Below are 18,310 nucleotides of genomic sequence, written 5' to 3'. Positions count from 1 at the left end.
CGGCCTTCCATGCCGGCCGGCCCTGCCGAAACTTCCCTGCTCAGCGGGGCATAACGGACGGCCGGCCGGGAAGCCAGGCCGCCGGGAGACACGGCCGTTGGGAGGCGAGATGGCGTACGGCGGAAGCAGCGGCACCGGGGGGTCGGACCGGCACCTGTCCGGTCGTACGCCTCGATGACCCCGCTGGGCCGGGCCGCCGGCCGCCTGCTCCCACCGGTCGCCGTGCCGCCGCTGGTGGGCGGGGTGTCCCGCCACCTCGGGTCCGCCGCCGTCCGGGCCGCCCGGCTCGCCGGTCTGACCCGCCGCCGGGTCTGGTCCCGCCCGGGCCGGCACCACATCGAGGTCCACGGCGTCTGCCAGGACGGCGGCGACGTGCTCGCCCGGCAGGTCGAGGCGGCCCTGGAGCGGGTGCCCGGCGTGGCCTGGGCGCGCGTCAACGCGCCGTCCGGCCGGGTGGTGGTCGCCGTCGGGTCGCCGGAGCCGAAGCTGCGCGACCTGATCGCCACGGTGGCCCGCGCCGAACGCAGCTGCCCGCACGAGCCGGACCCGGAGATTCCACCGCCACATCCGCCCGAGGAGGGCCCGCGCACCCCCCGTACGCTCGGTGCCCTCGCCTCCGACGCGCTCGGCCTGACCATCTCGGCCGCCACCCGGATCCTGCCGTTCACCCCGGTCCCGGCTGAGGTCGCCGGGCTCCTCGGCGCGGTCGACCTGCACCCGAAGCTGCACGCCCTGGCCGGCCGGGGGCTACGCGCCGACCCCCGCGCCGACCTGATCTTCCCGCTCGCCGAGGCGGTCGTGCAGGGCCTCACCGGAGGCTGGGCCGGCATCGTGCTGGACGGCGCCCAGCGGGTCGTGCAGTGGGGCGAGGCACGCGCACAGCTCGCCGCGTGGGCGAAGGCGGAACCCCGGCTCACCGGCGACCCGGACCGGGCAGTCGCCCGGACCCTGCTCACCGAGCGGCCCCGGCCGAAGCCGGACGGCCCGGTCGAGACGTACGTGACGCGGATGCTCCACGCTGGCGCGGTCGCCGCGGCGGCCGCCACCCCGCTGGCGGGTGGCAAGCGGGCCGCCGCCCTCGGCCTCGCCGCGCTGCCGAAGGCGCCCGGCGCCGGCCGCGAGGGGTACGCCGCCCAGCTCGGCAACCTGCTGGCCCGGCGCGGCGTCATCGCGATGGACCGCAGCGTGCTGCGCGAACTCGACCGGATCGACACGCTGGTGCTGGACGCCCGGGTCCTCGGCTCCGACCGGGGGCTGCTCGCCGACCTGGCGCCGCTCGGTGACGACGACCCGGGCGAGGTGGCGGCGCGGGCGTTCGCGCTCTTCGACCCGGACCGGCCGGACGCGTGCCACGAGGACGGCGACTGGCGCCTCGGCCCGGTGGCCGCGCTCGGCGCAACGGACCCCGGCGACACCCCGCACAGCGGCCGGCTGCGGGCCGCCGGTGGACGGGTGCTCGGCCTGGCGCACGGCGACCGGCTGGTCGGGGTGCTGCGGGTGGAGACCGCGCCGGCACCGGGCGTGGACATCCTGCCGGCCGCCGCCCGGCGGGCGGGGCTGCGCCTGGTCGTCGCCGGCGACGACCCCGACCGGTACGGCTTCGCCGATGCCGTCCTGCCCGGCGGGGAGCAGCTCGCCGACACCGTACGCCGGCTGCAACGCGACGGCGCGGTGGTGATGCTGGTCTCCGGAGACCGGACGGCGCTCGGTTGCGCCGACTGCGGGCTGGGCATGGCCGCCGACGAGGAGCAGCCGCCGTGGGGCGCGCATCTGCTGGTCGGCACCGATCCGCGGGTTTCCGCGCTGGTGGTGGAGGCGGCCGGCGTGGCACGGCGGATGACGGCGCAGAACATCCGGCTCGCGCTTGCCGGCACCGGCCTCGGGGCGCTGTCCGCGTTCACCGCCGACCGGGAGCAGCTTCCCGGGCGGACCCTGGCGGCGGTCAACGGGACGGCCGCGCTGGCGTTCGCCAACGGGGTGTGGCGGGCCCACCACCTGCCCGACCCGGCCGCGACGCCCGCACCGCGAGCGGCGGTGCCCTGGCACCTCATGCCGGTGCACACCGTCCTCGACCAGCTGCGGAGCACCCCCGACGGGCTGGAGTCGGCCGAGGCCGCCAGGCGGCGCTCCGGCGCGGGTGCGGACGGCGGCGCCCCACCCGCCAGCCTGCTCCGCGCCTTCCTCGACGAGCTGGCCAACCCGCTGACGCCGGTGCTCGCCGCCGGGGCGGTGCTGTCCGCGTCCTTCGGCTCGCTCGTCGACGCCGCCCTGGTCGGTGGCGTCGTCGGCGGCTCGGCCCTGGTCGGGGCCGTGCACCAGCGCAACACCGAGCGGTCCCTGGCCGAGCTGCTGTCCCGCTCGGCGGTCACCGCCCGGGTCCGGCGGGACGGCGCCGACCACCTGATGCCGGCCGACGACCTGGTCCCCGGCGACGTGATCGTCCTCGAACCCGGCGACGCGGTGCCGGCCGACTGCCGGGTCCTGGAGGCGGCCGGACTGGAGACGGACGAGTCCTCGCTCACCGGCGAGTCGCTGCCGGTCGCCAAGACGGACCAGCCCGTCGCGGCGGCGGACGTCGCCGACCGCCGGTCCATGCTGTACGAGGGCACCACCGTCGCCGCCGGCCACGGCCGGGCGGTCGTCGTCGCCACCGGACCGGACACCGAGGCCGGGCGCAGCCTCGCCCTGGCCCGGAACGCCCCGCCCACCGGTGGCGTCGAGGCGCGGCTCGGCCGGCTCACCAGGGCGTCCGTACCGCTCGCGCTCGGCTCCGCGGTCGCGGTCGCCGGAGCCGGCGTGGCCCGGGGCGTACCCCTGGCGGCGACCGCCGCGACCGCCGCGAACCTGGCCGTCGCCTCGGTGCCCGAGGGGTTGCCGTTCCTGGTCAGCGCCGCGCAGCTGGCCGCGGCCCGGCGGCTCGCCGAGCGCGGCGCCCTGGTGCGCAACCCCCGCACGATCGAGGCGCTGGGCCGGGTCGACGTTCTCTGCTTCGACAAGACCGGCACCCTGACCGAGGGCCGGCTGGTGCTCTCCGGCGTCGGCGACGGCGACCGGTACGCGAACGTCGACCAGCTCGACGACCACCTCCGCACGGTCCTCGCGGTCGCGCTGCGCGCCACGCCGGACGCCGACGACCCGGAGCAGCTCCCCGAACAGACCGACCGGGCGGTACGCCGGGCGGCCCGGGAGACCGGCGCGGCCGAGCAGACCGGCGCGGCCGCGTGGCACCCGGTCGGGGTGCTGCCCTTCGAACCGTCCCGCGGCTACCACGCCACCATCGGCGCCTGCGACGGTGGCCTCCGGCTCAGCCTGAAGGGTGCGCCGGAGACGGTGCTGCCCCGCTGCGTGAACCGGCGTACCGAGGCCGGCGTGGTGCCGATGGACGAGGCGACCCGGGCCGCGGTGCAGCGGGACCTGACCCGCCACGCCGGCTCCGGCCAGCGGGTCCTCGCCATCGCCGAACGGGCCGTCGACGACGAGACGGTCACCGACGAGGACATCCGTGACCTGACGTTCGTGGGCATCCTCGCGCTGGGCGACGGGATCCGGGCCAGCGCCGCGCCGGCCGTGGCCAGCATCCGGAAGGCCGGCGTGCACACGGTGATGATCACCGGTGACCACCCGGCGACCGCGGAGGCGATCGCGTCCGTGATCAGCGCGGGTGACGGCCAGCGGGTGGTGACCGCCGCGGAACTCGACGACCTCGACGACGAGGCGCTGGCCGAACGGATGATCAGCACGGACGTGGTGGCCCGGTGCACCCCCGCCCACAAGGTACGGATCATCCAGGCGTTGCAGGCCTGCGGCCGTACGGTGGCGATGACCGGCGACGGCGCCAACGACGCACCGGCCATCCGCCTCGCCGACGTCGGGATCGCCCTCGGTCAGCGGGGCACCCCCGCCGCCCGTGCCGCCGCCGACCTGGTCGTCATGGACGACCGGCTGGAGACCATCATCGCCACGCTCGCCGAGGGGCGGGCGATGTGGTCGTCGGTGCGGCACGCGCTGAGCATCCTGGTCGGCGGCAATCTCGGCGAGATCGCGTTCAGCATCGTCACCGCCGCCGTCGACGGCCGCTCCGCGCTCAACGGCCGCCAACTGCTGCTGGTCAACCTGCTCACCGACCTGGCCCCGGCGCTGGCCATCGCGGTCCGGCCGCCGCGTCCGGAGCACAGCGACGCCCTGCTCCGCGAGGGACCGGACACCTCCCTCGGCGCCACCCTCGACCGGGAGATCGGCGTCCGTGCCACCTCCACCGCCATCGGCGCCACCGCCGGTTGGGTCGCGGCCCGCTGGCTGGCGGCGTCGCCCCGCCGGGCCGGCACGGTCGCCCTGGTGTCGCTGGTGGGCACCCAACTCGGCCAGACCCTGCTGGCCGGCGGCGCCACCCCTGGCGTCCTGCTCTCCACCGCCGGCTCGGTCGGCGCGCTCGTGCTGGTCGTGCAGACCCCCGGCCTCAGCCAGTTCTTCGGCTGCACCCCGCTCGGGCCGGTCGCCTGGACGGTGGCCACCGGCTCCGCGGTCGGCGCCACGCTCGCCAACGGCGCGGTGGCCCGGCTGGTCGAGCGGCTGCCGGTGCCGCCCCGTCCCGGCACCGACCTGCTCCACCGGCTGCGGCCGGACGTCGACCTGCTCCACCGGCTGCGGCTGTGGCCCGGCGCCGGGCAATCCGGTCCCGACGGGTCGGGCCCGAACGGGTCCCACCCCGACGGGTCGGGCCCGGCTACGCCCGAAGCGGCCACCGCGGACCCCGGGCGGGCCGCCCGGGCGTGAGTCGCCGCGCCCGGGGTACCGAACCAGACAGGACCGGCAGGCCGGAGGGGACCCGTGACGGAACAGGCGGACGTGACGTTCATCGGCACGGCCACCACCGTGCTGCGCATCGGCGGGTTCACCCTGCTCACCGATCCGAACTTCCTGCACCGGGGACAGCGGGCGTACCTGGGCAAGGGGCTGTGGTCCAAGCGCCGCACCGACCCGGCGCTGGAGATCGCCCAGCTCCCCGCACTGGACGCGGTCGTCCTGTCCCACCTGCACGGCGACCACTTCGACCGGGTCGCCCGGCGGGACCTGGACCGGGCCCTGCCGATCCTCACCACCCCCGCCGCCAGCCGGAAGCTGCGCCGCTGGGGCTTCCGCGGCGCCGACGGCCTGCCCACCTGGCAGTCGCGTGAGCTGCGGCGCGACGGCGCGACGCTGCGGCTGACGGCCCTGCCCGGCCAGCACGGTCCCGGTGTGCTGGACCTGCTGCTGCCCGACGTGATGGGCACCCTCGTCGACCTGGAACGCGACGGCACCCGCACGTTCCGCCTCTACGTCACCGGCGACACCCTGAACAAGGCGCTGCTGGCCGAGATCCCCCGGCGGTACCCGGACATCGACGCGATGCTCATCCACCTCGGCGGCACGAAGATCGCCGGCATCCTGGTCACGATGGACGCGCGCCAGGGCGCCGACCTGGTGGAACTGATCCGCCCGGCACTCACCGTGCCCATCCACTACGACGACTACGGCGTGTTCCGGTCCCCGCTCGGCCACTTCGTCGCCGAGGCCCGCCGGCGCGGCCTGGCCGGCATCCGGACGATCGCCCGGGGCGAAACAACCGCTCTGCGGTAAGGAAGGGCCCCCGGTCAACGCCTGGCGTTGTAACCGGGGACCCCGCAACACGTCGCCCTTACCGTAAGCCGCGCTCGGAGATCGCCTCGATGAGGTCGCCGACGGGGCGGTCCGGCAGGGAACGGGCCACGTCGGCGACGGCCACGATGCCGACGAGATCGTGCCCGTCGATCACCGGCAGCCGGCGCACCTGGTGTTGGCCCATCGTGCGCAGGATCTCCGCGGCCTCGTCGTCCGCGCCGATCGTCACCGCCTCGCCCTGGGCCAGCTCGCCGGCGGTGACGCTGGCCGGGTCGCGGCCCTCGGCCAGCACCTTCACCACGATGTCGCGGTCGGTCAGCATGCCCTTGAGCCGGTTGTCGGCGCCGCAGATCGGCAGCGAACCGACGCCCAACCGGGCCATCTGCTTCGCCGCCGTCCTGAGGTCGTCCTGCTCACGGACGCAGCTCACGTCGTTCGTCATGATCTCGCGCGCGGTCGGCATGGCTGTCACACCTCACTTTCGGGGGGTTGTTGCTCCTTCTCCTACCCCGCGCACCCGGAGGCATGCGGCACACATGCCCGGCGCTCCGGTGGGAACGCAGTCGCCGGGAGGTGGATGAGATGCCCTTCGTCCAGATTCGCCGAGCGCATGCGCAGCCTGGCCCGGACCGAGCCACGCTTCGTCAACCTCGACGTCGCCCAGCAGCAGTGAGCGCACCGGGCCCGACGCGGTGCTGACGGCCCGCGTCGGGGCCGGCGGTCGGCGGTCCCACCGCCGGGCGGTGCCGGCGACCTCACCGCCAGGTCGCGGCGGCGCGCTTCAGCCGGTCGTTGATCGCCCGGCCGACGCCCACCTCGGGCACCGGCTCGACGACGATCTCGTCGACCCCGGCGGCGTCCAGCCGGTGCAGCACGTCGAACAGCCGCGCCGCCGCCTCGGTCAGGTCGCCGCGGTCGGAGAGCACCGCCACGGCGGCCCAGTCGCCGGCCGGCCGATCCCGGAACGCCAGGAAACCCCGCCGGGCACCGTCGCCGGCCGCCCGCTCCGCGCCGCCGACCAACCGCAATGGCGTACGCGGGGCGTAGTGGGCCGCCAGCGTCCCGGGTGCCACCGGCTGCCCGGAGCTGCCCGGCCGTACCGTCACCGGCCCGACCGCCTCCTCCAGCGCCTCCACCGGCAGCGCGCCCAGCCGCAGCACGACCGGACGGTCGCCCCGCACGTCCACGATCGTCGACTCGATCCCGCAGCGGGTCGGGCCACCGTCGAGCACCACGTCCACGGCCGCGCCGAGACCGCGTACGACGTGCTCGGCCCGGGTCGGGCTGAGCTGCCCGAACCGGTTCGCGCTCGGCGCCGCCACCGGTACCCCGGCCGCCGCGATCAGGGCCCGGGCCGCCTCGTGATCCGGCACCCGCACCGCCATCGTCGCCAGCCCGGACGTCACGATCGGCGGGATCACCGCCGGCCGGTCCACGATCAGCGTCAACGGGCCGGGCCAGAACCGCTCGGCCAGCGCCGCCACGGGCGCCGGCACCGCCCCCACCAGCTTCTCCAGCTCCGCCGCCTCGGCCAGGTGACTGATCAGCGGGTCGAAGCTCGGCCGCGCCTTGGCCTCGAAGATCCGGGCCACCGCCCGAGCGTCCAACGCGTTCGCCCCCAGGCCGTACACCGTCTCGGTCGGGAAGGCCACCAACCCACCGGTACGCAGGACGGACGCCGCCTCGGCGACGCCGCTGTCGGCGGGCAGGACTCGCGGGGTGCTCACGCCTTGACGCTAACCTGCGCCGGCGCGTCCCCGGCCGGCGACCTCACGATGCCGCTAGTCGCCGCCGTCCGCTCCGCTCGGCGAGAGAACGACCTGCCAGGCGCCGGTGAGGTGCTCCGGTACGACCTCGATCGTCACCGTGTCACCGGGACGCAGGCGGAGGCCGAACGGCCGCGTCCAACCGTCGCCCCGGTCGCCGTACATTCCGTTGCCGCTCGCCTGATAGTCCCACCACTCGCCGGTCGCGATCTCCACGCCGTTGACGCGGACGTGGAGCAGCCCGGGGGTCTGGGCGAACAGGTCGATCGAGTCCAGGGTCTTCCACGTCAACGTCTGCCGGATGGGACGCGCCGGGTCGGCCGGGTCGGATCTGATGGTCATGGCACCCGGGCACCGCGCCTCGGTGCAGTTGGCCGGGCGCATGTCGGGCAGCGGGTCGAGGGGTCCCGGCGGCCGGGACGGCAGCGGGTACTGGTCGAACGGGATCCGCTCGCCGATCGCCAGCCCGAACCTGCCCGCCTCCGGGATCTCCGCCGGTACGTCGCCGCCCGTCCCGCCGAACCGCTGTGCCCCGGTGAGCGTCATGACGACGGTGGTGGGCCTGCCCACCACGACATCGAACCCCTCCCAGCCGTGGGGTCGGTGGGCTCCGCCGCAGCTGCCGCCGAGGAGATGCTGGCCGTTGACGGTCACCCTCGCCTCGAGTTGGAGCCCCTCGCCGAGGTCGTAGCAGCTGGTGAAGACGACCAGCTCGAGGGTGGCCGGCACGAACGTCACCTCGACGCGACGGTCGGGCAGGGCAGCCGAGCGCGCGGCCACCACGCGGGCGCCGTTGGCGTACGCCGGAAATCCCTCGATGCTGCGTACCGGCGCCGGGCCGTCCGCCGGGGTGGGCGTGACGCCCGCGCGGAGCCCGGGCAGGATCGCGGCCACGGCGACGCCGGCCAACGCGAAGACCACGCCGGAGGTCCGGGCCACGATCCGACGGCGACGCCGGGCGACGACCTTGGCGCGGACACCCTGCAACCGCAGGTGGTGCAGGACGTGCTCCGCCGAGTCGCCGGAACGCTCGTCGAGCACCTGCTTGAGATCGGTGAGGTTCATCGGGGCATTCCTTCCCGCGCCAACGTCTGGTCGAGGCGCAGCTTGGCCACCGCCCGGCTGGCCTGGCTCTTGACCGTGCCGACCGAACAGCCGAGCACGTCGGCGATCTCCGCCATCGAGAGCGCAGCACGAGCACCGCGCGCTGCCGGCGGGGTAGCCGGCCCAACGCACGCCAAAGTCGATCGCGATCGTCCAGGTCGGCATGCGGGTCGACGTCGGCGACGACCTCGGGGAGGTCGGCGGTGGGGAGTTCACCACGCCACCGGCGCCGCCACGACGACGCGAACACGTTGACGAGGATCCGCCGCACGTACGGCTCGGGGTCGCCGTCGATGCGCGAACACCGGCCAACGAAGGCCGGCGCGCCGACCGCGTCACACCGACAGGCCCAGGACCCGGAGCACCTGAAGGACCACCGTCGCGCCGATCCCGACGAGGGCGAGCAGGGCGGCGACGCGTACGACGATGCGGACGGCGCGGCTGCCTCCGGTGCCCGTGGCGAGGCGGCCCATCATCTCGGTGCGGGAGTCGATGGAGTACGGGTTCGTGCTCGAATCGACGTAACTCTGCCGCAACCGGTCACGCTCGGGGTCGGGATCCTGAATCGTGCCCACGTACCCCAGTGTGTGGCCCGGCTGGCGGAGCCGATAGACCCGGCCGGTGCAGCTCGCCGCTCGCCAGGGCGTCCAGCTTGCCCAGCATCCGCTCGCTGCTGCCCGTAGGGTCTTGACATCCGACGGTCATGCTCCCGGAAACGTCAGCGGTGTTCGGTGGCGCGGAGGCAGCATTATCGACGGATGGGTGAGGCCAAGATGCAGGTGCGGGCCCGGGTGCGACACGAGCCTGACCGCTCGTACACGGTCCTGGTCGAGGGGCCGGACGGCGAGGTGGAGGTCGGCCGCACGGGCAGGACAGCGGATCTTTGGGCACTGGCCCAGGCGGGTGCCGCTCGCCTGTTCGGCGAGAGCCCGAAAGCCGGCAGCCTCACCCTGCACGTCCCGCGGCCGCCCTACGGTCATGACGGGCAGTGGGTGCGCATCTCCGCCGTGGAGAACCCGGACGACCTTTCAGAGACCGCGGACATCGGCGTCCTGGCGCAGGCACACTGGTTCGGCCAGGAAGGCGCCTGGCTGGTGACAGTCACCGATAGCGGTACCGGCATCGTTCCGAGCGAGTACCTGGACTTCGAGCCGGTTGTCACCGATGAGGAAGTCACAGCGTTCCACACCTACATCTCCGCGACGGCCGCACCAGATACCTGAGCTGGTGCCGCCCGCCATCCCGGAAGCGTGACCGCTGGCTGTACTCGGGACCGAGATCAACCAAGGAACGTGCCGGTGGGGTTCAGGGAACTCGAACTCCTAACCTTCCCTGGTCAGCCCGGTCGCGTGTTGTGACTGCCGTCTACCGTCGACCCGTGACCATCAGTGACGAGGACTTGGCAGCGATCCGCCGACGGCCGGCGTACCGATCGGCCATGTGGCTGCTTCGGCTGTTCATCGTGCCGCAGCTGGTGCCGTTCGCCGTTGTTGCGCTTGATGATGACATCAGCCTGGCTGACGCGGTCTTTTCCTACGCGTGGCTTTCGCTGGTCATGCTGGCCGGAGCGTTCGTGCTCCTCTGGCGTGCTGGAATCCCCTTCGAGCGACGGGGATGGTCGGTCGGAGCAGCCGCGGACCCCAAGCTCAACGAGGCGATGACCTCAGACTTCTTCTTCCGGCGGAGGTGACCGTCGTCCTGCGGTGCTACCTGGCATCACCCACAGTTTGTTGCTCGGGCAGTCCACGATCCGGATGACGGCTGACACCGACGGGCACGTCCTGCCGGCGGGGCCTGTCAGGCTGCCTCGGCCATCGATCGCGTGCCCGGCGAGGACGGGACCGGGTGACCGCTTGCTGTACCCGGAACCGAGATCAGCCAAGGAGATTGCTGGTGGAGCCCAGGGGACTCGAACCCCTAACCCCTGCCTTGCAAAGGCAGTGCTCTGCCAGTTGAGCTAGGGCCCCGTGGGCGGGCAGTGCCGCCTGGTGCTGGCAGGTCGGGCGCGGTCAGCGCAGGTCGGGCGCGGTGGTCGCCTCGTGCCACAGGGCGCGCTCGTCGTTGGAGGCCTTGACCTTCTTGGCCACCACGGCCGCCACGCCGACGACACCGACCAGGATCAGCAGCTTCTTGAACATTGGGGCGACCCCTCACGCTCGACAGTGCCGTCGGACGATCTCTGGTGGGGCTAGCTGGAATCGAACCAGCGACCTCAGAGTTATCAGCTCTGCGCTCTAACCGACTGAGCTATAGCCCCGCGTAGCGACGGCCAAGGCTAACCCATCCGCCCGGTCGCCCCCAAATCGGGGTGGCCCGGGCACGGCGTCGCTCCTGAACCTACCCGAGCAGGGCCGGATCGCCCACCGACTTCGGTGCCGGCGCTCGCGGCATGCGGCATCCTGCGGTGTCCTGGGCGGCGGATGGCGCATGATGCCGCAATCCGAGTGGATCAAGCCGGCCGGGGCGGGTCAAGCGCCCGGGGCGCCGGGGCCAGCGGCCCCGGCGTCCAGGGTCGTCTCAGTCGCGCTCGGCGAGCGTCAACTCGATGCCGCCAACCAGGTCGGCGCAGACGTTGTAGACGAACGCGCCCAGCGTGGCCAGCGCCGTGAACAGCACCACGTTGACCAGGCCGATCAACGCGGAACTCAGGATCACGCCCCGGGCGGTGATCTGGAAGCCGCTGGTGCTCTGCCCGCCGCCGGCGCTGACCAGGTCGGTCAGGCTGTCGTTCACGCTGGTGAAGACGCCCATCGCGTCCAGCGCCAAGTACAGCACCGAGGTCGCGACCACCACGACGATGAAGAGCACCACCGACACCGCGAAGGCGAACTTCATCACCGACCACGGGTCGATCCGCTTCAGGTTCAGCCGGGCCCGGCGCGGTCCGCGGGAAGCGGCCGAGCTGACCGAGGTACGCGCAGCGCGTACCGCCTCACCGACGCGCGCTGCCCCGACGGCGGCGGCGCCGCTGATGCCCGGCGGGAGGCCACCGCCCTGCGGTCGGGCGCCCGGGCGCCCGTCCGTCTGCGGCCGGGCCGTGCCGGTCACCCGCGGCTGGGTGCCCGTGTTGCTGGTGACCCGGGGCTGCGTGCCGGTCGCGCCGCTCGCGGCGGCCGGGCCTGCGGCGGTCGTGCCGCTCGTGGCGGTCGAGGACGCCCGGCCGGCACCCACGGCCATCGGCTGGGTGGCCGACGGCTTCGCCGTGGTGGACGTGGCGGTGCCACCCGCGCTCGGCGCGTCGACCTTCGTCGCCTCTTCCGGCTTCTCCGAGGACTCCGGCTCCTCGTCCGGCTTGTCCGGCGGGGGTGCCATGCCGGGAGCCCGGGTGAATTTCGGGGCAGGCGCATCGGCGGGGACGGTCGCCCGACCCACGGCCGCGCGGCCGGTCGCTGGCGCGCCGCTCTTGGCGCCCTCCTCGTCGACCGGGTTGGCCGAGGTCCCCGTGTTCCCCGACTTCGCCTGTGTCTCCGTCATTCAACTAGTCCTGTTCGTCAGGCTCGTCGGCATTGCGAGCAATCGCCACGATAGTCACGCCGTCCGGAAGGTCCATCAGCTTGACCCCCATTGTGTTCCGATCACGCGTACGGCGTACAGGCTTCACCGGAGTCCGGATGACACCACCGTTACTGGTGATAGCGAACAGCTCGTCGTCCGGGTCGATCACCACAGCGCCGACCAGACCACCGCGCCGCTCGGTGATCTTCGCAGTCAGCACGCCCTTACCTCCCCGGCCCTGCACCGGGTATTCCTCGATCGGGGTCCGTTTCGCGTAACCCCCGTTCGTGGCCACCAGGACGTCCATGCCCTCCCGGACGACCTCCATGGCGAGCAGCTCGTCATCCTCGCTGAACCGCATCCCGATCACGCCCGAAGTCGCCCGGCCCATCGGCCGCAGCGCCTCGTCCGCGGCGTTGAACCGGATCGCCTGGGCGTTCTTCGACACCAGCAGCAGATCCTGCTCCGGCGCCACCAGGGCAGCGCCGACCAGCTCGTCCTCATCGCGCAGGTTGATCGCGATGATGCCGCCGGACCGGTTGGAGTCGAACTCCTCGAGCCTCGTCTTCTTCACCAGGCCGTTCTTCGTGGCCAGTACCAGGTAGGGGGCCACCTGGTAGTTCGGAATCTCGATGATCTGTGCGATCTGCTCGTCCGGTTGGAACGCGAGCAGGTTGGCCACGTGCTGGCCCTTGGCCACCCTACTGGCTTCCGGAAGCTCGTACGCCTTCGCCCGGTAGACGCGCCCCTTGTTCGTGAAGAACAGGATCCAGTCGTGCGTCGAGCACACGAAGAAGTGGCTGACGATGTCGTCCTGCCGCAGCGACGCGCCGCTGACGCCCTTGCCGCCCCGCCGCTGCGACCGGTACGCGTCGACCTTGGTGCGCTTCGCGTACCCCGTCCGGGTGATCGTGACGACCACGTCCTCGCGGGCGATCAGGTCCTCCATCGAGACCTCGCCGTCGAACGGGATGATCTGCGTCCGCCGTTCGTCGCCCCACTTGGCGATGATCTCGCCCAGCTCCTCGGAGACGATCCTGCGCTGCCGCTCCGGCTTCGCCAGGATGTCCTTCAGGTCGGCGATCTCCACCTCGAGCTTGGCCAGGTCGTCGAGGATCCGCTGCCGCTCCAGCGCGGCGAGCCGGCGCAGCTGCATGTCCAGGATCGCGGTCGCCTGGATCTCGTCGATGTCCAGCAGCCGGATCAGGCCCTGCCGGGCGTCGTCCACCGTCGGCGACCGCCGGATCAGGGCGATCACCTCGTCCAGCGCGTCCAGGGCCTTCGAAAGACCACGCAGGATGTGCGCCCGCTCCTCGGCCTTGCGCAGCCGGAACGCCGTCCGCCGGCGGATCACCTCGATCTGGTGCTCGACGTAGTAGCGGATGAACTGGGCCAGGTTGAGCGTGCGCGGCACGCCGTCCACCAGCGCCAGCATGTTCGCGCCGAACGTCTCCTGGAGCTGGGTGTGCTTGTAGAGGTTGTTCAGCACCACCTTGGCGACCGCGTCGCGCTTGAGCACCAGCACCAGCCGCATACCGGTACGCCCGGAGGACTCGTCCCGGATGTCGGCGATGCCGGCGAGCTTGCCCTCCTTGATCAGCTCGGCGATGCGCTCGGCCAGGTTGTCCGGGTTCACCTGGTACGGCAGCTCGCTGACCACCAGCGCCGGGCGGCCCCGCTTGTCCTCCTCGACCTCCACCACGGCCCGCATCCGGATCGAGCCGCGCCCGGTCCGGTACGCGTCCTGGATGCCGGCCTGGCCGACGATCAGACCGTGGGTCGGGAAGTCCGGGCCCTTGACGATCTCCAGCAGGGCTTCGAGGGTGGTCGCCTCGTCCTCGTCCGGGTGCTCCAGGCACCACTGGACGGCGGCGCCGATCTCGCGCAGGTTGTGCGGCGGGATCTTGGTCGCCATACCGACGGCGATGCCCTCGGAGCCGTTGATCAGCAGGTTGGGGATCCGGGACGGCAGGATGGTGGGCTCCTTGGCCCGACCGTCGTAGTTGTCCTGCATGTCGACGGTGTCCTCGTCGATGTCCCGCATCATCTCCATGGCGAGCGGGTCGAGCTTGCACTCGGTGTTGTGGCTGACGAAGCCGTCGGAGACGAAGGAGTGGTCGTCGGTGTCCACCCGGATGCTGTAGACCGGCTGCACGCCCGCGTCGGTGACGCTCGCGACCTCGGCGTAGTAGAAGCGACCGTCGACCAGCGGCTCGACCACATCGAGCACCTCGGTGTTGGTAATCCGGGCGGCGATCTCGTCCCGGTCCCGCTCCCACCGCTCGACGCGGTCGACGTTGTGCCGGCGCAGCCAGTCCCGCTCGGTCCAGCGGCTGGCACCGTGCTCGCGGATGAAGTCGCCGACCAGCGGCACGTGGTCGCTGGAGAGCGCCGTGCTGCTCGCCGGCACCGAGGCCAGCTCGGACTCCAGCTTGGCCTGCTTGCGGCCGAGGAAGCCGACCTGGGCGGCGAAGATCCGGGCGTCGCGCCGGTTGCTGACCACGACCTTGATCTCGCCGTTGTCGTAGCGGCACTGGCGGCTGACCACACCGAACTCCAGCAGCAGCTGCTGCACCTCGCGGGCGAGGCGGTCGCTACGCGTGGAGTACGAGATCTGGATGGTGTTGCGCGGCAGCAACGAGGACGAGCCGTCGCCCTCGAACAGCGACTGGAGGAAGGCCCGCTTGACGGCGGCCGGCCCCCGCCACACGAACTCCGGCACGAACTTGCCGGCGCTACGCGCCCCGACCAGCTCGCCGAGGACGCTGGTCCGCAGGGCGCTGAGGTCCTGGACATCCAGCTCGTGCAGGGTGCTGCCGGAGGCGATCACCCGTTCGCTGACGTAGCGGGGACCGCCGACCGCCAGGTCGTAGGCGGCAAGCACCCGGACGAAGAAGTCGCGGTCGACGTTGTTGAAGCCGGCGCGCCCTTGGGACACCCAGCCTTCGCTGACGAAGGCGCCCGCGAGGACGGCGGCCTCGACGTGCTCCAGCATCGGGTAGCCGATCTCGTCCGGCACGCTGCGCTGGAGGACCACCCGGTCGCCGGGGGCGATCTCGGCGAGCAGCTTCCAGAGCAGGGTCGGCACGCCGGCCACGTCCACCAGGCAGAGCACCGGGTGGTTGTGGGTGCCGGTCACCTCGTACCCCTCGCGGGTGCGCAGCCGCAGCGTCGGGTGCTCGCCGGAGTGGAAGAACTTGGAGGCGCGGACCAGGTCGCCATTGCGGTCGCGCACCTTCAGGTCGATGTCGGTCTCGCTGCTCGGCGCGGCGTCGGCAACCAGGTCGCCGATCCGCACACTGCCGACAGCAGTACGAATCCGGACATCCGGGGAGAGACAGTACCTCATGGCGGCGGCCGGATCGTTTCCGGGCGAACCGAAGTTGCCGTTGCCGTCGACCAGCGGGTAACGCAACGACCAGGGCTGCGCCATCCGGACCAGCGCGTCGTAGATCGGCGAGTCGCCGTGCGGGTGGAACTGACCCATCACGTCGCCGACGACGCGGGAGCACTTCACGTAGCCGCGGTCCGGCCGGTACCCCGAGTCGAACATCGCGTACAGGATCTTGCGGTGGACCGGCTTGAGCCCGTCCCGGACGTCCGGCAGCGCACGCCCGACGATGACGCTCATCGCGTAGTCGAGGTAGGAGCGCTGCATCTCCACCTCGAGCCCGACCGGCTCGATGCGGTCGTGCGCGACCACCGCGCCGGCGGCCTCGGGGACCTCGGGCTCGTTCGGTGTGGACTCGGGGGTATCGGTCACTTGTTAACCCTTATCAGACTCAGAGTCGTTTTTGTGCTGTGGATAACCGCTGTGGATACCGGCCATGCTGTGGATAACTCTGTGGATCCGCAGGCCCGGCCGGTGCCGACCGGTCGGGCCCGAGCGGATTTCAGATGTCCAGGAACCGCACGTCCTTGGCGTTGCGCTGGATGAACGAGCGGCGGGCCTCGACGTCCTCACCCATCAGCACGCTGAACAACTCGTCGGCGGTTGCCGCGTCGTCGAGCGTGACCTGACGCAGCGTACGCGTAGCCGGGTTCATCGTGGTCTCCCACAGCTCGGGGTAGTTCATCTCGCCGAGACCCTTGAACCGCTGGATGTCGTCCGGCTTGGCGTTCGGCTTCTTCTGCTGGCGCAGCGCGATCAGGCCGTCGCGCTCCCGGTCGGAGTACGCGTACTGGGCATCGTCACCCTTCTTGTTCCACTTGATCTTGTAGAGCGGCGGGGCGGCCAGGTAGACGTGCCCCAGCTCGACCAGCGGCCGCATGAAGCGGAACAGGAGGGTGAGCAGCAGGGTCTGGATGTGCTGACCGTCGACGTCGGCGTCGGCCATCAGGACAATCTTGTGGTACCGCAGCTTCTCGATGTCGAAGTCGTCGTGGATGCCGGTGCCGAGCGCGGTGATCAGCGCCTGGACCTCGTTGTTCTTCAGGACCCGGTCGATGCGGGCCTTCTCCACGTTGAGGATCTTGCCGCGGATCGGCAGGATCGCCTGGGTCCGCGGGTCGCGCCCCTGCTTGGCGGAGCCGCCGGCGGAGTCGCCCTCGACGATGAAGACCTCACACTCGCGCGGGTCGGTGGACTGGCAGTCGGCCAGCTTGCCGGGCATCGAGCCGGACTCCAGCAGCGACTTGCGCCGGGCCAGCTTGCGGGCCTGCTGGGCGGCGATCCGGGCGCGGGCCGCCTGGGAGGCCTTCTGGATGATGATCTTCGCCTCGGCCGGGTTCCGGTCGAGCCAGTCGACCAGCCACTCGTTGCAGACCCGCTGCACGAAGCTCTTGACCGGCGTGTTGCCGAGCTTGGTCTTGGTCTGCCCCTCGAACTGGGGGTTGGCCAGCTTCACCGAGATGATCGCGGCGAGCCCCTCGCGGATGTCCTCGCCGGAGAGCTTCTCGTCGCTCTTGAGCAGCTTCTTGTCCGCCCCGTAGCGGTTGATGACGCTGGTCAGCGCGGCCCGGAAGCCTTCCTCGTGGGTGCCGCCCTCGTGGGTGTTGATCGTGTTGGCGAAGGTGTAGACCGACTCGCCGTACGACTCGTTCCACTGCATGGCGATCTCGACCGACATGCCGTCCTCCTCGGCGCCGAACTCGACCACCGACTTGTGGATCGGGGCCTTGGAGGCGTTGAGGTGCCGGACGAAGTCGGCGATGCCGCCCTTGTAGCAGAAGGTGACCTCCCGCATCTTGCCGTCCTCGCCCTCGGCGACACGCTCGTCGAGGAGGTGGATGGTGAGACCGCGGTTGAGGAAGGCCATCTCCTGGAGGCGGCGGTAGATGGTCTGGAAGTCGAAGTCGACGGTCTCGAAGACGGTCGGGTCGGGCCAGAAGGCGACCGCCGAGCCGGTCGCGTTGGTCGGCTCGCCCTTCTCCAGCGGGGTCGGTTTCGAGTTCGTGTACGACTGACGCCAGACGTACCCGTCCTTCTGGATCTCGACGGCCATCCGGGTGGAGAGCGCGTTCACGACGGAGACGCCGACACCGTGCAGGCCTCCGGAGACGGCGTACGCCTTGCCGTCGAACTTACCGCCGGCGTGCAGCACGGTCAGCGCGACCTCGACGCCCGGCTTCTTGAGCTTCGGGTGGAGGTCGACCGGGAAGCCACGGCCGTTGTCGGTGACCCGGACCCCGCCGTCGCCGAGCAGCACCACGTCGATGGTGTCGCAGTACCCGGCCAGCGCCTCGTCCACCGCGTTGTCGACGACCTCCCACACCAGGTGGTGCAGGCCCCGTTCGCCGGTGGAGCCGATGTACATACCGGGGCGCTTCCGGACCGCCTCCAGCCCTTCGAGGACGGTGATCGACTCGGCGCCGTAATCCTGCTTGTCCTGCGCTGCCACCCTCGGCCACTTTCTCGCGCCCGCCGCGCCTGATGGCGCGCCGGCGCGGGGTTCGGCGGACAGGACGCGACGTCGGCGCGCGGACCGGCACCGGAGACTAATCCGGGCTGCGGGTCGAACGCGCCGGTCGCCGCGGTTGCCCGCGGATCGCGATCGGCTCGACCCGACGTGGGACGATGATCTCGGGCCCGAACCGGCCCCGTGTCTCGTCGCTCCGCACCGGGTCTTCGTCTCAGCCTCAATCTTACTGTGCGCTGACGACAGAACCACCACTCGGCACCCCTGCGCGGCGGCTGAGAACTCCGTAGCGGGCCGAAACGCGCCGTCCGCGACTCCCCCTACGCAGATCGGTCCGTTTGCGGGCTCGCTCCTCCCGGCGGCGGTCCCGCGCCCGGCGTGTCGCAGGCCGGGAGAACCGGTGGCTTGATCTTTGGGTGCGGGAACCGGACGATCGACCCGTTGAACGGA

Annotated in this window: 13 protein-coding genes and 2 tRNA genes; 4 read left to right on the top strand and 11 right to left on the bottom strand. The window is 72.1% G+C overall.

What is annotated here, in order from left to right; translation table 11 throughout:
* The first annotated feature begins 174 nt into the window (after positions 1-174).
* Both EV376_RS05275 and EV376_RS05270 read left to right on the top strand, forming a co-directional pair.
* Positions 175-4,773 carry a cation-translocating P-type ATPase gene (locus EV376_RS05275; RefSeq protein WP_130321020.1) on the top strand — a complete coding sequence of 1,533 codons (4,599 nt, stop codon included), beginning with the start codon at positions 175-177 and terminating at the stop codon, positions 4,771-4,773.
* 54 nt (positions 4,774-4,827) lie between these two features.
* Positions 4,828-5,616 carry an MBL fold metallo-hydrolase gene (locus EV376_RS05270; RefSeq protein ID WP_165437956.1) on the top strand — a complete coding sequence of 263 codons (789 nt, stop codon included), beginning with the start codon at positions 4,828-4,830 and terminating at the stop codon, positions 5,614-5,616.
* A 58-nt stretch (positions 5,617-5,674) separates the two neighbouring features.
* Here the strand turns inward: EV376_RS05270 and EV376_RS05265 are convergent, their stop codons facing one another.
* The 5 genes from EV376_RS05265 to EV376_RS05245 all read right to left on the bottom strand — a co-directional run bounded on the left by EV376_RS05265 (position 5,675) and on the right by EV376_RS05245 (position 9,082).
* Positions 5,675-6,100: a CBS domain-containing protein gene (locus EV376_RS05265; protein ID WP_130321019.1), complete on the bottom strand. Its 426-nt coding sequence runs from the start codon at positions 6,098-6,100 to the stop codon at positions 5,675-5,677.
* Positions 6,101-6,392: 292 nt separating this feature from the next.
* Complete coding sequence (locus tag EV376_RS05260) at positions 6,393-7,346, bottom strand: L-threonylcarbamoyladenylate synthase (RefSeq protein WP_130328528.1); 954 nt, start codon at positions 7,344-7,346, stop codon at positions 6,393-6,395.
* A gap of 72 nt (positions 7,347-7,418) precedes the next feature.
* Positions 7,419-8,468, bottom strand: coding sequence for a hypothetical protein (locus EV376_RS05255; protein WP_130321018.1), 1,050 nt, complete (start codon positions 8,466-8,468; stop codon positions 7,419-7,421).
* Positions 8,465-8,584 carry a sigma factor-like helix-turn-helix DNA-binding protein gene (locus tag EV376_RS30730; protein WP_486482520.1) on the bottom strand — a complete coding sequence of 40 codons (120 nt, stop codon included), beginning with the start codon at positions 8,582-8,584 and terminating at the stop codon, positions 8,465-8,467. Before EV376_RS30730 ends, EV376_RS05255 begins: the two co-directional genes overlap by 4 nt.
* 258 nt (positions 8,585-8,842) lie before the next feature.
* Positions 8,843-9,082, bottom strand: a complete 240-nt coding sequence (locus EV376_RS05245; protein WP_130321017.1) for a hypothetical protein — start codon at positions 9,080-9,082, stop codon at positions 8,843-8,845.
* Between the two features lie 183 nt (positions 9,083-9,265).
* Between EV376_RS05245 and EV376_RS05240 the strand changes: the two genes are divergently transcribed.
* Positions 9,266-9,730, top strand: coding sequence for a hypothetical protein (locus EV376_RS05240; protein ID WP_130321016.1), 465 nt, complete (start codon positions 9,266-9,268; stop codon positions 9,728-9,730).
* Between the two features lie 155 nt (positions 9,731-9,885).
* Positions 9,886-10,197, top strand: coding sequence for a hypothetical protein (locus EV376_RS05235; RefSeq protein ID WP_207228051.1), 312 nt, complete (start codon positions 9,886-9,888; stop codon positions 10,195-10,197).
* A gap of 201 nt (positions 10,198-10,398) precedes the next feature.
* Here the strand turns inward: EV376_RS05235 and EV376_RS05230 are convergent.
* The 6 genes from EV376_RS05230 to gyrB all read right to left on the bottom strand — a co-directional run bounded on the left by EV376_RS05230 (position 10,399) and on the right by gyrB (position 17,842).
* Positions 10,399-10,474, bottom strand: a tRNA-Ala gene (locus EV376_RS05230).
* A 42-nt stretch (positions 10,475-10,516) separates the two neighbouring features.
* Positions 10,517-10,645: a DLW-39 family protein gene (locus EV376_RS30725; protein WP_240943722.1), complete on the bottom strand. Its 129-nt coding sequence runs from the start codon at positions 10,643-10,645 to the stop codon at positions 10,517-10,519.
* A 42-nt stretch (positions 10,646-10,687) separates the two neighbouring features.
* Positions 10,688-10,764: transfer RNA gene (locus EV376_RS05225), tRNA-Ile, on the bottom strand.
* Between the two features lie 260 nt (positions 10,765-11,024).
* Entirely contained in the window at positions 11,025-11,981 is a 957-nt protein-coding gene (locus EV376_RS05220; protein WP_130321015.1) for a DUF3566 domain-containing protein, read from the bottom strand.
* Between the two features lie 4 nt (positions 11,982-11,985).
* Complete coding sequence (gyrA, locus tag EV376_RS05215) at positions 11,986-15,765, bottom strand: intein-containing DNA gyrase subunit A (RefSeq protein WP_130321014.1); 3,780 nt, start codon at positions 15,763-15,765, stop codon at positions 11,986-11,988.
* A 130-nt stretch (positions 15,766-15,895) separates the two neighbouring features.
* Complete coding sequence (gene gyrB, locus EV376_RS05210) at positions 15,896-17,842, bottom strand: DNA topoisomerase (ATP-hydrolyzing) subunit B (protein WP_130321013.1); 1,947 nt, start codon at positions 17,840-17,842, stop codon at positions 15,896-15,898.
* Positions 17,843-18,310 lie beyond the last annotated feature (468 nt).

Source organism: Micromonospora sp. CNZ295 (assembly GCF_004217535.1).
This window is presented reverse-complemented; position numbering and strand designations above follow the sequence as displayed.